Origin of the sequence: Rothia gullae (assembly GCF_024294905.1) — a bacterium.
Taxonomy (GTDB): Bacteria; Actinomycetota; Actinomycetes; order Actinomycetales; family Micrococcaceae; genus Rothia.
Genome location: NZ_JANCOC010000001.1, coordinates 1 through 14585 on the forward strand (window position 1 = coordinate 1; position 14585 = coordinate 14585).

General features: G+C 57.6%; 16 protein-coding genes and 1 tRNA gene. 15 read left to right on the top strand and 2 right to left on the bottom strand.

Translation table 11 applies throughout. The features are described from left to right. Positions 1-169: 169 nt before the first annotated feature. Entirely contained in the window at positions 170-1201 is a 1032-nt protein-coding gene (locus NML54_RS00005; protein ID WP_254755268.1) for a 6-phosphofructokinase, read from the bottom strand. A 476-nt stretch (positions 1202-1677) separates the two neighbouring features. Further along, positions 1678-2880, bottom strand: coding sequence for a pyridoxal phosphate-dependent aminotransferase (locus NML54_RS00010; protein ID WP_254755269.1), 1203 nt, complete (start codon positions 2878-2880; stop codon positions 1678-1680). Between the two features lie 373 nt (positions 2881-3253). On the opposite strand from NML54_RS00010, the gene NML54_RS00015 reads away from it, so the two are divergent. The 15 genes from NML54_RS00015 (at position 3254) to NML54_RS00085 (ending at position 14488) form a co-directional block, all read left to right on the top strand. After that, positions 3254-3326 (top strand) — tRNA-Trp (locus NML54_RS00015). 77 nt (positions 3327-3403) lie between these two features. Beyond that, positions 3404-3682, top strand: coding sequence for a preprotein translocase subunit SecE (secE, locus tag NML54_RS00020; RefSeq protein WP_070685715.1), 279 nt, complete (start codon positions 3404-3406; stop codon positions 3680-3682). Between the two features lie 104 nt (positions 3683-3786). Beyond that, on the top strand, positions 3787-4533 hold the full coding sequence (gene nusG, locus NML54_RS00025; protein WP_254755270.1) for a transcription termination/antitermination protein NusG: 747 nt from the start codon (positions 3787-3789) through the stop codon (positions 4531-4533). 268 nt (positions 4534-4801) lie between these two features. Continuing rightward, entirely contained in the window at positions 4802-5230 is a 429-nt protein-coding gene (gene rplK / locus NML54_RS00030) for a 50S ribosomal protein L11 (RefSeq protein ID WP_005504870.1), read from the top strand. 137 nt (positions 5231-5367) lie between these two features. Then, positions 5368-6063 carry a 50S ribosomal protein L1 gene (gene rplA, locus NML54_RS00035; protein ID WP_005504876.1) on the top strand — a complete coding sequence of 232 codons (696 nt, stop codon included), beginning with the start codon at positions 5368-5370 and terminating at the stop codon, positions 6061-6063. A 216-nt stretch (positions 6064-6279) separates the two neighbouring features. After that, complete coding sequence (locus NML54_RS00040) at positions 6280-7269, top strand: SLAC1 family transporter (RefSeq protein WP_254755271.1); 990 nt, start codon at positions 6280-6282, stop codon at positions 7267-7269. Positions 7270-7464: 195 nt separating this feature from the next. Then, positions 7465-8619 carry an ABC transporter ATP-binding protein gene (locus tag NML54_RS00045; protein WP_254755272.1) on the top strand — a complete coding sequence of 385 codons (1155 nt, stop codon included), beginning with the start codon at positions 7465-7467 and terminating at the stop codon, positions 8617-8619. Between the two features lie 398 nt (positions 8620-9017). Beyond that, on the top strand, positions 9018-9548 hold the full coding sequence (rplJ, locus tag NML54_RS00050) for a 50S ribosomal protein L10 (protein ID WP_254755273.1): 531 nt from the start codon (positions 9018-9020) through the stop codon (positions 9546-9548). A 154-nt stretch (positions 9549-9702) separates the two neighbouring features. Beyond that, positions 9703-10080, top strand: coding sequence for a 50S ribosomal protein L7/L12 (gene rplL, locus NML54_RS00055; protein WP_060824400.1), 378 nt, complete (start codon positions 9703-9705; stop codon positions 10078-10080). A 324-nt stretch (positions 10081-10404) separates the two neighbouring features. Next, positions 10405-11946: a glycoside hydrolase family 32 protein gene (locus NML54_RS00060; protein ID WP_254755274.1), complete on the top strand. Its 1542-nt coding sequence runs from the start codon at positions 10405-10407 to the stop codon at positions 11944-11946. Positions 11947-12189: 243 nt separating this feature from the next. Beyond that, positions 12190-12336 (top strand): PTS transporter subunit EIIB, encoded by a 147-nt coding sequence (locus NML54_RS08910; RefSeq protein ID WP_254755275.1) that lies wholly within the window; start codon positions 12190-12192, stop codon positions 12334-12336. Positions 12337-12405: 69 nt separating this feature from the next. Beyond that, entirely contained in the window at positions 12406-12612 is a 207-nt protein-coding gene (locus NML54_RS00070) for a hypothetical protein (RefSeq protein ID WP_254755276.1), read from the top strand. 12 nt (positions 12613-12624) lie between these two features. Further along, complete coding sequence (locus tag NML54_RS00075) at positions 12625-13083, top strand: PTS transporter subunit EIIC (RefSeq protein WP_254755277.1); 459 nt, start codon at positions 12625-12627, stop codon at positions 13081-13083. 19 nt (positions 13084-13102) lie between these two features. Continuing rightward, positions 13103-13561 carry a PTS sugar transporter subunit IIA gene (locus NML54_RS00080; protein WP_254755278.1) on the top strand — a complete coding sequence of 153 codons (459 nt, stop codon included), beginning with the start codon at positions 13103-13105 and terminating at the stop codon, positions 13559-13561. A gap of 273 nt (positions 13562-13834) precedes the next feature. Next, complete coding sequence (locus NML54_RS00085; RefSeq protein WP_254755279.1) at positions 13835-14488, top strand: GNAT family N-acetyltransferase; 654 nt, start codon at positions 13835-13837, stop codon at positions 14486-14488. The last annotated feature ends 97 nt before the right edge of the window (positions 14489-14585 follow it).

Genomic DNA, 14585 nt, shown 5'->3' on the forward strand with positions numbered 1-14585 from the left:
GGGGCGCGTCGTCCTTTGGGGGGTCAGGTTTTGTTGACGCGCTAGCGCATCTGGCTCCGAAATCGCATCTGACGCCCAATAAAAACCGGCGGTGGCGGACACTCGTTGCGAGTGCCCGCCTCCGCGGTTTTAGTATGAGTGCTCAGCGAGCTTGCTCAGGCTGCGGGGTTTAGCGGCCGAAGAGTACGGCTGCTTCGTCCCAGCGTTCCTGAGGCACAGACTTCAGGCCGTCCAGCGCATCTTCGAGGGGTACGTACTTGACCTCGGTGCCCTGAACGGAGACCATCTTGCCCCACAGCTTCTGAGCGACCATGTCTACTGCGCCCATGCCCAGGCGGGTTGCCAACACACGGTCGTAGCCGGTGGGGGCGCCACCGCGCTGGATGTGGCCCAGGATGGTGTTGCGGGTTTCGATGCCGGTCATCTTCTCGATTTCGTGGGTGATGTACTCACCGATACCACCGAGGCGGGGACGACCGTCCTTTTCGGTGCCCTTGTTTGCCATGACGTCGTCGAACCCTTCGGGGATGAAGCCTTCAGCGACAACAACCAGGGGAGAGCGGCCGCGGTCGTGTACTTCCTTGACCCAGCCTGCAACCTGCTCCATGGAGACCTTGACCTCGGGGATCAGGATTGCGTGTGCGCCTGCAGCCATGCCGGAGTGCAGTGCGATCCAACCGACGTGGCGGCCCATGACCTCGGCGACCATACAGCGGTGGTGCGATTCGCCGGTGGTACGGATGCGGTCCATTGCCTCGGTTGCGATGGACACTGCGGTGTCGAAGCCGAAGGTGTAGTCGGTTGCGCGCAGGTCGTTGTCAATGGTCTTGGGGACACCGATAACGGGCAGGCCTGCGTCTGCCAGGCGCTTTGCGCCTGCGAGGGTGCCTTCACCGCCGATAGCAACGATTGCGTCGATGCCGTGGCGTTCCATCATGATTTCGATGTTTTCGGGGCCACCGTTGGGGCCGTCGAAGGGGTTGGTGCGGGAGGTACCGATGATGGTGCCGCCCTGGGCTGCGAGGCCCCGGACCTTCTGACGTGGCAGATCCATGTAGTCGCCTTCAACGACGCCGCGCCAGCCATCACGGAAGCCGACAAACTCGTAGCCATACTTCTTGACGCCGTTGAGGACAGCGCCGCGGATAACAGCGTTCAGGCCGGGGCAGTCGCCGCCGGAAGTAAGCAGACCGATCTTCATGGTTGGCTCCTAGTGTCTGCGCGTTTTAGGTGTTGTGCGCGCGTGTATATAACTATGACCTCCACGAATTCGGCACGCGAATGTTGGCCGGTCGGGAGGTCGTTCTCTTGGTCTCTATTTTAGCGATGTTTGGGTTGTGTGGGTAGTGGTGGAAAGTCGTGGGAACGCCCGTTTTGGTGCTGAAAAGTTCAGGTTTTTAGTACCTGTATGTTTGGGTTTGAAACACAAATAGTCGCCCTTTCCCACCTATGGCACCGAAGAGGCGAATGAGGCTTCCTCATATCTGTACAGATGCGGGAAGCCTCATGCGTTTTAAAAATATTTTTAAATATTTGTGGGATTCTCGGTTTTTAGGACAAGAAACGGTCAATAGCCCTGTGATTGATCGTTTTGTACCGGTTCGTCCCACGTCTGAAGTGCGGTTCCCACCGAGGTGAATTGCATGGTTCAGCGGGCGCGTTCAGAGGGGGGCGGAACTAGTCGCGTGCCTGACCGAGGAACTTCTGCAGGCGGTCCAGGCCCTCCGCCAGGTCCTCGTCGCTCAGCGCGTAGGAGAGGCGCAGGTAGCCACTGGGGCCGAATGCCTCGCCGGGAACTACGGCGACCTCAGCCTTTTCAAGGATGAGCTCAGCCAGCTCTGCGGTGGTCTGTGGGCGTACGCCTTCAATTTCCTTGCCGAGCAGTTCGCGTACGTCCGGGTAGGCGTAGAACGCGCCGGTGGGTACGGGGCAGTGTACGCCTTCAATAGCGTTCAGACCATCTACGATGGCGCGGCGGCGGCGGTCGAAGGCTGCGTGCATGATTTCCACGTCGTCCTGCGGACCGGTCAGGGCGGCAAGGGCTGCGCGCTGGGCGATGTTGTTGACGTTGGAGGTCATGTGGGACTGCAGGTTGGAGGCTGCGGCGATCACGTCGCGCGGGCCAATCATCCAGCCCACACGCCAACCGGTCATGGCATAGGTCTTTGCCACGCCGTTGAGGATGACGCACAGGTCAGCAAGCTCGGGTACTGCCTTCAGGATGGAGACTGCCTGAACACCATCATAGGTGAGGTGCTCGTAGATCTCGTCGGTCAGCACGAAAATACCCTTGGAGAGCGCCCATTCGCCGATGGCGCGGGTTTCCTCTTCGGTGTAGACGGCACCGGTCGGGTTGGAGGGGGAGACAAAGATGAGCGCCTTGGTTGCCGGGGTGTAGGCGGCTTCGAGCTGCTCGACGGTGACCTTGTAGTGCTGGTCGCTACCGGCGAATACCTCGATGGGGTTGCCGCCTGCCAGGCGGATGCATTCGGGGTAGGTGGTCCAGTAGGGTGCGGGCAGCAGTACGTCGTCGCCTTCGTCGATGACGGTTGCGAATGCCTGGTAGACGGCCTGCTTGCCGCCGTTGGTGATGACGACCTGAGCGGGGTCAATTTCTACACCGGAGTCGCGCAGGGTCTTTTCAGCAATTGCCTTCTTCAGTTCGGGAAGACCGGACGCGGGGGAGTAGCGGAAGTTCTTGGGGTCGTTGAGCGCTTCGCGTGCGGCGTCCACAATGTGCGCGGGGGTGGGGAAGTCCGGTTCGCCTGCACCGAAACCGATGACGGGGCGTCCCTGAGCCTTGAGTGCTTTTGCCTTTGCGTCGACGGCAAGGGTTGCGGAGGGTGCGATGGCACCGATGCGGCTTGAAATACGCGCCATGGGGCTCTCTTCTCTTTCTTCTTGTGCGCTGCCGGCGTGAAGTCGACAAGGAAATAGGTGATGGGAAAAGGAAATAGGTGATGGGAATGCGCGTGCGGGACCAATTTCGCGCCTGATGGGCGCGGGTGTGAGCGGCGTTCCTTGTAATAGGATACGGGTCACTAGCGGTGATGCGGAACCCCTCGTCAAGGTATCTCAAGAGGTTTTTCGAAAAATATTACATTCTGAAGTTGCATCGGCCCCGAAAGATGGTTTACAGTTAGTTCTGCACCCGCAAGGGTGTAATTGTTTGCCCCTCTAAAGCCACGGCTTAGGAGGCAATGGAGGAGTAGACAGTGAGAAGTAACTCTCACACCTGAAGTTAACGCTTCAAAGGGTGGTGGCTCAATTGGTAGAGCAGCGGTCTCCAAAACCGCAGGTTGCAGGTTCGAGTCCTGTCCGCCCTGCTTTTATTGCCTCAATAACATCTTTGTACGCCCGTTCCCCGGGCGTACTTTTTTAGACTCAGAAAGGGGCAGAAGAAATGGCATCGTCTGCTACCGCCGAGAAGGTTGTTAAGCCCGGCGCATCGTCGAAGAGCGATAAGAAGCTCGGTTTCTTCGGCCGTATTTTTGCATTCCTCCGTGAAGTTATTGCGGAGTTGAAGAAGGTTACTACTCCGACCGGACGTGAACTGGTTGGTTACTTCTTTGCTGTCCTGTTCTTCGTCGTGGTGATGCTCTTGCTCATTTCTGGTCTGGATTATCTTTTCGGCCAGGGAGCATTCTGGATTTTCGGTAACGGAACGATTCAGCGTAACTAGTACTGGCTGCATCCTTATCTGGGGTGCCCCATCAGTGATTTCCCTCAGCGCATTGGCGAGGGGGAGTCCCCTCTAGATGATTAACGATAGAAAGTAGGAGCGACGTGTCCGAGCAGGAACTGGTATCCGAGATTGAAGAGGTCGAGGTAGCCGCTGCTGAGGCTACTGAGGAGTCTGAGGCTATTGAGCGGCAGACTGAGGAAGCTACCGAGGCTGTCGAGGTGGCTGAAGCAGCTGCTGAGGCTGCTGAGGAAGTCGACGCTCTGGAAGAGTTCAAGTCCAAGCTGCGCCGTCAGATGGGCGACTGGTACGTGGTTCACACCTACTCCGGTTACGAGAACAAGGTGAAGACCGGTATTGAGACCCGCATCCAGAACCTGGAAGCTGAAGATGAGATCTTCGAGGTTCAGGTTCCCATGGAGACCGTGGTTGAGTTCAAGAACACCGTGAAGAAGACCATCCGCCGTGTGCGAGTTCCCGGTTACGTTCTGGTGCGTATGGAACTGACCGACCACTCGTGGGGCGTTGTCCGCCACACTCCCGGTGTGACTGGCTTCGTGGGTCAGGATGCGTACAACCCGGTCCCGCTGCGCATGGACGAGGTTTTCGACATGCTCCTGCCGGTCTTCGAGGAGCAGCAGCAGAGCCAGGGCCTGCCTGTTTCCAAGCCCGTTATCGAGTCCGACTACACTGTGGGCGAAAACGTCCGTGTGAAGTCCGGTGCCTTCGGGGGTATGGACGCTACCGTTTCGGAGATCAAGGGTGAATCCCAGCAGATTGTCGTGATGATTTCCGTCTTCGGTCGCGACACCCCGGTGACCTTGAGCTTCACTGAGATTGAAAAGATTTAACGTTTTTAGCGTGTGAATATGAGCCTCGCACTGTTGGTGCGGGGCTCATATTTTGTATTGGGCTGTATAGCCGGCGGCGGCTGTGCGGGCGGGGTTTAATCTTTCTGCTAGCTGGCGCTGGATTAAGTCGCTGATTAACGCTAGAATTTTGGTTTGTGTATGCGCATGTCACGCTTTCATGTGGATGCACGGGTGACCGCGCCACGGTCACCGTCTTGCCGGCGTACGCTCCTGTGCGTCGGTTCCCAGCTAAGAAAAGGACCCTACATTGGCTCCCAAGAAGAAGGTCACTGGCCTCATCAAGCTGCAGATCCAGGCAGGCGCCGCTAACCCGGCTCCCCCCGTCGGCCCCGCACTGGGCTCGCACGGTGTTAACATCATGGAGTTCTGCAAGGCATACAACGCTGCAACTGAGTCGCAGCGCGGTAACATCATCCCCGTTGAGATTACCGTCTACGAGGATCGCTCCTTCACCTTCATCACCAAGACTCCTCCGGCTTCCCAGCTGATCAAGAAGGCTGCTGGCGTTGCTAAGGGCTCCGCTGTTCCTCACACCACCAAGGTTGGTTCGCTGACCGAGGCTCAGGTGCGCGAGATTGCTGAGACCAAGATGCCCGACCTGAACGCAAACGACCTGGATGCTGCTTCCAAGATCATCGCAGGTACCGCTCGTTCCATGGGTATCACCGTCGAGTAATTTCGGTTCGCCGAATAGCCGAGTAATCGGCACCGTAGATTTTTCTACACAGAACTTGTAAATGCCCGTCGTATGGACGGGATGTGGCAGAGCCGAGCGCGGCTCACGAGACCACAACTGCATAAGGAGAAAAGCAGATGGCAAAGCGCAGCAAGGCGTACAAGGCAGCTGTAGCCAAGATTGAAGAGGGTAAGCTCTACACCCCCGCCGAGGCAGTTGCCCTGGCGAAGGAAACCTCTTCCACCAAGACCGACGCAACCGTTGAGGTTGCAATGCGTCTGTCCGTTGACCCCCGTAAGGCAGACCAGATGGTTCGCGGCACCGTGAACCTGCCCCACGGCACCGGTAAGACCGCTCGCGTGGTCGTTATCGCAGCAGGCCCCAAGGCTGCTGAGGCTGAGGCAGCTGGCGCTGACTACGTTGGTTCCGACGAGCTGATCGCAAAGATTGCTGGCGGCTGGACCGACTTCGACGCAGCGGTTGCAACCCCCGACATGATGGGCAAGGTCGGCCGCCTGGGTAAGATCCTGGGTCCCCGTAACCTGATGCCGAACCCCAAGACTGGTACCGTGACCATGGATGTCGCAAAGGCTGTTGCAGACATCAAGGGCGGTAAGATCGACTTCCGTGTTGACCGTAACTCCAACCTGCACTTCATCATCGGTAAGGCTTCCTTCACCGCTGAGCAGCTGGAGGAGAACTTCCAGGCAGCTCTGGAAGAGGTTAACCGCCTGAAGCCCTCTTCGGCTAAGGGTCGTTACATCTCCAAGGCAACCGTTGCTACCACCTTCGGCCCCGGCATCCCCGTTGATCCGGCTGCCGTTGCTGCCTAAGGTATGCACCTGTAGCTTCTAGCATTTAGCTAGTAGTCGCCCCCGACGTTTAGGCGTCGGGGGCGATTTTTATGCCTGCTCTCCTGCCGCTCTACCTGTATGTTCTGGAATATATCTGCGGCGAGCTCGTTAGAATAAACAGCACACACTTCGTTCTTATCATCCTAGTTCCGCCTGCCTGATGTGCGGGCTCAAGCAGACCTTAAGGATCTATTCATGACTCAGCCTTTACCGGCTTCTTCTACTCCCTCAGCGCAGGCTGCCACTCGTCCCTTCCCGATTCCCGTCAGCTACTTTGCGATGGCACTGGGTACCGGTGCCCTGGGCGCGGCATGGCGTGCCGCCGCCTCTGCGGATATGGTTCCCGCTTGGCTGGGTGAGGCGATTCTTGCTTTCGCCGCTGTGGTGTGGCTGATTCTGATTGCCGCCATGGTTGTTGCGGTGTTGAATTTCCGTCCGTGGCTGCGGGAGCAGTGGGCGCATCCGGTGCGGTGCTGCTTCTTTTCGCTAATCCCGGCGACGACCGCGCAGATGGGTGCGACGGTCTTCCCGTACCTGTCCTACCTGGGTTACGCTTTGGCGATTCTTGGTGGTCTGGGGCAGCTGTACTTTGCCTCCCACCGCATTGCGGGTATGTGGCGCGGTACCCACGTGGCGGAGGCGACCACCCCGGTACTATACCTGCCGACGGTTGCGACGAACTTTGCGACGGCAACCGCGATGGGCATGATGGGATGGAAGGACGCGGCGATGCTTTTCTTCGGCGCGGGCCTGATTTCGTGGTTCAGCATGGAGTCTGCGATCTTGAACCGTCTGCGTAACCTGGCTCCGATGAACGTTGGTGAGCGCGGTCTGATGGGTGTGCAGTTGGCTCCGCCGTTTGTGGGAGGTAACGCGTATCTGGCAGCTAATGGCGGCACGGTGGACTGGTTCTTCCTTATCATGACCGGTTACGGTATTTTGCAGCTGCTCTTTTTGATGCGTCTGCTGCCCTGGATTATGGAGGGCGGCTTCTCCATGAGCCTGTGGGGTTTCTCCTTCGGTATGGGTGCAATGGTTTCTACCGGCGTGCATTTGAGCGCCGCGGGCGTGCTGAACCCGCTGGGTATTGTGCTGATGGCGATTGGTACTGGTTTCTTGGTCTTCCTGTGGGGCGGTGTGGCGTATGTGGCGTCGCAGGGTCGTTTGTTGGTGGGGCGGCGCTAGAGGCCTTTCGCTGCTTTAGGCATATGGTGTGAGCCCCGGATGTGATCCGGGGCTTTGCCGTGCCTAGACTTTCTTGTGTGGGCTTTTTTGTTTGGTTTTTCTTCAGGCAGCCGGCGTGGAGGCTGAGGCGGTTGTTTATGACGGCGCTTATCTTCTGTGCCCGTGCCGGGAGCGAGTTTCAGCGATAATGGGGGAATGACTTCTGCATCCTATTCTTCTGCTGCGGCGGAGCCTTTTGAAGGCTTGCGTATTCGAGGTGTCGCTAAGACCTTTGGCACCGATACGACGGTTCTGAACGAGATTGACCTGGATGTGCACCCCGGTGAGCTGATTTCTCTGGTTGGTTCTTCGGGTACAGGTAAGTCCACTCTGCTGCGCATTATTGCCGGTTTGGAGGAGCCGAGCGCGGGTCGGGTGACCTATGCCGGTCAGCCTCTGGAGCGCGGCTCGGTGGGTGTGGTTTTTCAGCGTCCTATTCTGTACCCGCACCTGAGTGTGAAGGACAATATTCTGTTCCCGACCCGGCTGGGTGCGTTCGCCGGTCGGGTTGATATGGACTACTACCGCGAGCTGCTGGAGGCTTTGAAGCTTGAGGGGCTTGAGTCCCGTAAGCCTTCGCAACTGTCGGGTGGTCAGGTGCAACGTGTGGGTATTGCGCGTGCTTTGATTCGTCGTGCCCCGGTGGTTCTTTTTGATGAGCCGCTAGCGAGTGTGGATGAGCAGATGAGCGCGAGTATCCGCGCCGATATTGTGCGACTGCATGAGCGTTACGGTTTTACGGGCCTGTACGTGACCCATGATCAGAATGAGGCGCTGATGCTGGGTCAGCGGGTGGCGGTTATGGACGCCGGCTACCTGGTGCAGGTGGATACTCCGGAGCGGCTGCTGGCGCATCCGCATACTCTGCAGGTGGCGAAGCTTATGGCGGCGCCGGCCCTGAACCTTTTGGCTCTTGAGGGTTCGGAGTCTCTTCCTGTCGGGTGTGAGCTGGCGATTCGTGCGACCGCTTTGTGCCCTGTGACGGCAGATACTGCTCATGCCCTGCCGGTGCAGGTGCTTGGCAGCCGTCATCTGGTGGGTGGAATGCTGTACCGTGCGCGTCTGCTGGAGGTGGTTTCCCTACCTCTGGAATCTCGGCGGGCTTCGGCGGAATCTGAGCTGAGTGCCCGAATGTATGCACGAATGCGTGCCGGTCAGGAGCTTGAGTTCTTTATCCCGGATGCGCAGGGTGCCATCTTGAGTGGAACCTCCCCGAACAGTACCTTCCTGGATGTGGGGGAGCGGGTACACCTGGGTGTGGCGGCGAAGCGTTGCTTCTTGTTCTCGGATGGAAAGCGTTTTTACCTCTAAAACGCGTCTTTGCTGGATTTTAGCGAGGGAGAAAGTGCGGGTTAATCGGCTTAAGGAGGGGCTTTAAGTGATTAACCCCGCTTAATCTCATGAATTTCTTGTTTTAACTTGCGGCTAGGGCTTGAACCTGAGATGATGAATGAACCAAAGACCGCCGGTCTAGAACTATGTCTTCTATCGCCACCTCAGTGGAGACGAAGAACAGAGTTCTGATAAGAGCAGATTTCACTAGAAATCGCCGCCCGCGTAGGTAACTCGAAGTGAATAGCCGTTGCCCTGATTCAGGGTTTCGTCTACTGTGCCTCGTACGCCTACGCGTCGGGGCATTTTTTATTGCTTGCAATAAATGCTTCGAGGCTCTACCGGCGACCTTACAAGAATCGGAAGAAGGAACTACCATGGCGACTCAGGAAAAGATCGCTGCAGTATCCGAGCTGAAGGAACTCTTCGAAGCTTCGAACGCAGTCATCCTGACCGAATACCGCGGTCTCTCTGTTGCGCAGCTCAAGGAGCTGCGTCGCGCACTCGGTGCAGAGACCGAATACGCCGTGGTGAAGAACACGCTGGCTGCTATTGCAGCTAAGGAAGCTGGCATCGACGCATTCGAAGGCCACCTCCAGGGTCCCTCCGCACTGGCATTCATCAAGGGTGACCTGATTGATGCTGCTAAGGGCCTGCGTGACTTTGCCAAGGCTAACCCCCAGCTGATTGTGAAGAACGGTTACTACGAAGGTGCCGCTCTTTCCGAGGACGACGTCAAGCGCTACGCTGACCTGGAATCCCGCGAGGTTCTGCTGTCCAAGGTTGCAGGTGGCGCAAAGGCTACCATCGCACGCATCGCACAGGTTGTGGACGCACTGCGCGTCAAGCTGGAGGAGCAGGAAGGCGCAGCTCCCGTTGCAGCCGAGGAAGCTTCGGAAGAGGCATAAGCCCCTTTCGTGCTACTGCACCAGCGCTGAGATACTCAGCAGCGTGAACGCGAACAGCGTATAACGCACCTAAATTTGACCAACCCTCTCGGGTAGGTACTGAAGATTTACACCGCGGGCGTCAGTCCGCACCAGATAGTGAAGGAGCCAAACAATGGCTAAGCTGTCCATCGAAGAACTCATTGCAGCATTCAAGGAACTGTCCCTGGTTGAGGTTTCCGAGTTCGTTAAGGCATTCGAGGAAGAGTTCGACGTTACCGCAGCAGCTCCCGTTGCTGTTGTAGCAGGCGGCGCAGCAGGCGGCGACGCTGCTGAAGAGAAGTCCGAGTTCGACGTTGTCCTGGAGTCCGCTGGCGACAAGAAGATCGCAGTGATCAAGGAAGTTCGTGCCCTGACCTCCCTCGGCCTGAAGGAAGCAAAGGACCTGGTTGACAGCGCTCCCAAGGCCCTGCTCGAAGGCGTTTCCAAGGAAGACGCTGAGAAGGCTAAGGAGCAGCTCGAGGCTGCTGGCGCAACCATCACCCTCAAGTAATCGACTTCTTCTCGATTCTTACGCGGGCGGTGCATCCATTGGATGCGCCGCCTCGCGGCATTTAACGGCCCCGACCCGCCCGGTATACAGACTGGGGAGGTTCGGGGCTTTTGCTGTGTCCGCTCTTTTCTCCTGTAGCAAATGGCGGCGCTGTCCAATCTGACCGGGCTCACCTGCAGAAGCGGCTGTGACCGCCCTGTACCTTGGATGAGAGAGGCTGAGAGCACTGTGGTGCCTCTCTCCTAGAGCCCGGTAACGGGGGAGCGGTACCGTATGATGGGATGAGATAACCCAGACATTCCCCTTGCACGAAAACGGATAGACATGAGCGAGCAGAAGAAAAAGAAGAAGAGCGTAACTCAGCGACCCGACCGCGATTTGGTGGCTGAAGCACAGCAGGTTCTGGATGCTTTCGGCGCCGGCGTTCGTGAAGACCGTGACTACCCGGCACTGCACCTGGCGCCTCCGGTAGGTCGTCTGAACGACCCGAACGGTCTGGTCTTTGACGGTAATCGCTACCACGCCTTCTACCAGTACTCGCCACTGCATCCGGAGCGTATGGTCTACTGGCGTCACGCTGTGAGCGAGGACCTGACCCACTGGAACGATGAGGGGACAGCCCTGGTGCCCGATAGCCGCTACGATTCGCACGGCTGCTACTCTGGCTCCGGCGTTAAGGTGCCTGGCGGTTTTGAGTTCTTCTACACCGGTAACGTGAAGAACGAGAAGGACAACCGCGAAACCTACCAGATTCTCGCAACTGCGGGGGAGGACGCGAAGCCGACCCGTCAGCTGCCTCCGCTGATTTCTGGTCCCGAGAAGGGCTACACCGCGCACTACCGCGACCCGCACGTCTTTGAACGTAACGGCGAATGGTGGATAGTCATTGGTGCTCAGCGTGAGGATCTGACCGGTGCCGTGGTCGTGTACACCTCAGCTGACCGCCGCGAATGGACCTTCCGCGGTGAGCTGGACATCAAGGATAAGACCCTCAAAGGCACCTACATGTACGAGTGTCCTTCACTGCTGAGCATGCGCGATGAGCTGACCGGCGAGATCCGTGACGTGCTGATTTTCAGCCCGCAGGGCATGCAGCCCCTCGGAGAGAAGTACAACAACATTTTCCAGAGCGGCTACATTGTCGGTTCGCTGGATAACGAGACCCTCAAGTTCACCGTGGAGACCCCTTTCACCGAGCTGGATGCAGGTTTCGAGTTCTACGCACCGCAGACTATCTCTGGTACCGGTCTGACCGCTGACTCGAAGGCACCACACAGCGTCTGCGGTGATGCCCCGGTCATGATTGCCTGGTTGGGCAACGCAGACCAGGACGACCTGCCCTCGTGGAGTCACCGCTGGGTGCACATGTTCACCTACCCGCGTGAGCTACACCTGCGTAACGGCAAGATTTTCCAGCGTCCGGTTCCGCAGCTGAATGACGCGATGGCGATGACCTCGCTGTACCGCGAGGAGGAGAAGGGCAAGCTTATGGAGCTGAAGAACGCCCGGACCTTCCGCCTGCGTGGCCGCGTGAACGTTTCTGATGAGCGCGTGAAGTTGAAGATTAAGGACACTCACGGCGTGGCTCTGAGCATTGTGCTGGATAAGGACTTTGTGCAGATGGACCGTGGCGGTACCCGCTACACCGAGGGTGGTAGCCTGCGCCGCCGCACCCTGAAGCGTTCGAAGATTCGCGAGTTTGATCTGCTGGTGGATGGCTCGGCTACCGAACTGTACGTGGGCGGTAAGCTGGTTGCCTCCATGGGTGCTGAGGTTATGACTGCTCGCACCTTCTTCAAGGGCGATAAGCGTCGCGTCCGCCTGACCGGTGGCGAGGTGCTGTCCCTGGAGTATGGCCGCCTCTAAGCCATTTTCTAGGCGTTGGGAGCTGCCCCGTACGGGTGGTTTTCGGTAATTTCTGAATATGTCTGAGGGCTCACTCTTCTAAGTTGAGGGTGAGCCCTCGCTTTTAAGAACTTTCCCGCGATAGGATGTTTTACATCCAATATGTCAAACGTATGACATATGCATGACATACGCCCACAGATATATGCCCCACCCCATTCACAAAGCATCATACGGTGGTGCTCCAAACAAAGGAGAGCGAGCGTGTACCACAAGTCAGTGGCACAGCGCGTGCTGAAGGGCGTCGGTGGCGCCGGCAACATCGTTGCAGCCGCACACTGCGCAACCCGCCTTCGCCTCGTCCTGAAGAACCAGGACAAGGTCGACCAGGCAGCAATCGACAACGACTAAGACCTCAAGGGCAGCTTCCTCAATGCTGGCCAGTTCCAGATCATCGTCGGTCCCGGCGACGTCAACGAGGTGCACAAGCACCTCATCGCTGCTGGCGCACCCGAGGCGTCCAAGGACGAACTCAAGGAAATTGCCTCCAAGTACGGCAACATTGTCTCCCGCTTCATCAAGACCATCGCTGACATCTTCGTACCGCTCATCCCGGTGCTGGTCGGTGGCGGTATGCTGATGGCGCTCAATAGCGTGCTGACCTCCAAGGACATCTTCGGTCCCTAGAGCTTCATCGCAATGCACCCCGAATGGGCTGACTCTGCGGACATTATTAACATGCTCTCCGCCGCTCCCTTCGCCTTCCTGCCCGTGCTGGTCGGCTTCTCCGCCACCAAGGTCTTCGGCGGTAACCCCTACCTGGGTCTGACTATGGGGGCCGCAATGGTTTCCCCGGCCCTGATGAACGGCTACAACGTCGCAGCATCCCTGGCGGGTGCTGAAGGCTCCGACCCGATGAAGTACTGGAACCTCTTCGGTCTGCAGGTTCAGCAGGCGGGCTACCAGGGTACAGTGCTGCCCATCATGCTGGTTGCCTTTATCCTGGCGAACATTGAGAAGTTCTTCCACAAGGTCCTCAAGGGCACCATTGACTTTATCTTCACCCCGACCCTGACCATCCTCATCACCGGCCTTCTGACCTTCCTGCTGGTCGGCTCCCGCGGCTACTGCTGCTGTAGCTTCCGAGGCTGGCGATAGCGTAGAAATTGGCTCCCATATGGTCGGTTTCGCGGTTCTGCTGGCTGATCTCAAGGACCCCACCTTCTCCTCCGGCGCGCTGAGTGCAGGCACCGCCGTGGAGCCCACCGAAGGTAAGCTCTACGCACCGGCTGACGGTAAGATTACCGTTGCATTCCCCACCGGCCACGCATACGGTCTGCGCACCGAAGATGGCCTGGATCTGCTGATGCACATCGGCATGGACACCGTTGAGCTCGACGGCAAGCACTTCGAGTCCAAGGGTGCTAAGGGTGACACCGTCAAGCGCGGCGACGTGATCGCCGAGTTCGACATCCCCGCCATTAAGGCTGCTGGCTACCCGCTGGCGACCCCCATGGTAATCATCAACTCCAAGAAGGCGGCTGCTTCGGTTGAAGATGTTCAGCTTTCTGGTGTATCTGTGACCAGCGCAGATTTGCTCCTGAAGGTTGCACTGAAGGCAAAGACGAACGCATAGTCTACACTCATAATGAGTGGATAACCTCAATGTGATGTGCATCCCGTACCGCTCTTCCTAGAGCTGGTGCGGGGTGTTCAATTTTTCCTACAAAAGCATGAAAAAAGCATATGAATAAATATGCGTAAAATTATGCATAATGGTGCAATATTGGCTGACGCACATTTAATGCATGGCCATGAAAAATGTATTGATAAGGCAGAATTTACTATCCAGGAGTGAATAATTCAGCTAATATTTATGTATACTTTCAAGCTTTTGTAAAGGGTGAATATGACCTTAGCATCCTATACTGTCCGCACCGCCGAGCCTCATGAATATGCTGAGGCGCTCGAAGTGCTGATTGCCGCATTCGATAGTGACCCCGCCATGATGGCAGTCATCGCGGGCGGTAGCCGCCAACAGGAGCTCGCCAAGCTCCGCGCCATTATGACCCTGCAGGTCTACGGCAACTTCCAGGACCGCGGACGCGTTGACATTGGCATCGACGAATCCACCGGCAAAATTGTCGGCGTCTGCCTCTGGAGCACCCCCGAATCTCACGAAGGATCCTTCCTCAACGAACTCAAGCAGGTAGGCGCCTACTACAAGGCTCTCGGCTGTAAAACCCTGCTACGAGCCATCACGATGGAGCTGCATCTCCTCAAGTACCGCCCCGCCTACAAGCATTGGTACCTCTTCAACATCGGTGTGCTCGAAGAATTCCGCGGTCGCGGCATCGGCTCGAAGCTACTCGACTACGGCACCGAACGCATCGGCGACTACCCTGCCTACCTTGAAGCCTCGACCTACGACAGCGCCCGCCTCTACGAGCGCCGCGGATTCCTCTCCCTCGGACCGCTACACGGTGTCTTCTCCAAGGCGCACGCCGTCGGCATGGTCTACCCCGGAACCGGCCCGACTGAGATTGTGCAGCGCAACTCCTAAACTTCCGGAGGCTCACAAAACCGATAAATGTATATGCAAAATCCGCCCCACAGCGAGCACCCGCACGGTGGGGCGGATCTTTATTCTCGGAAGATGA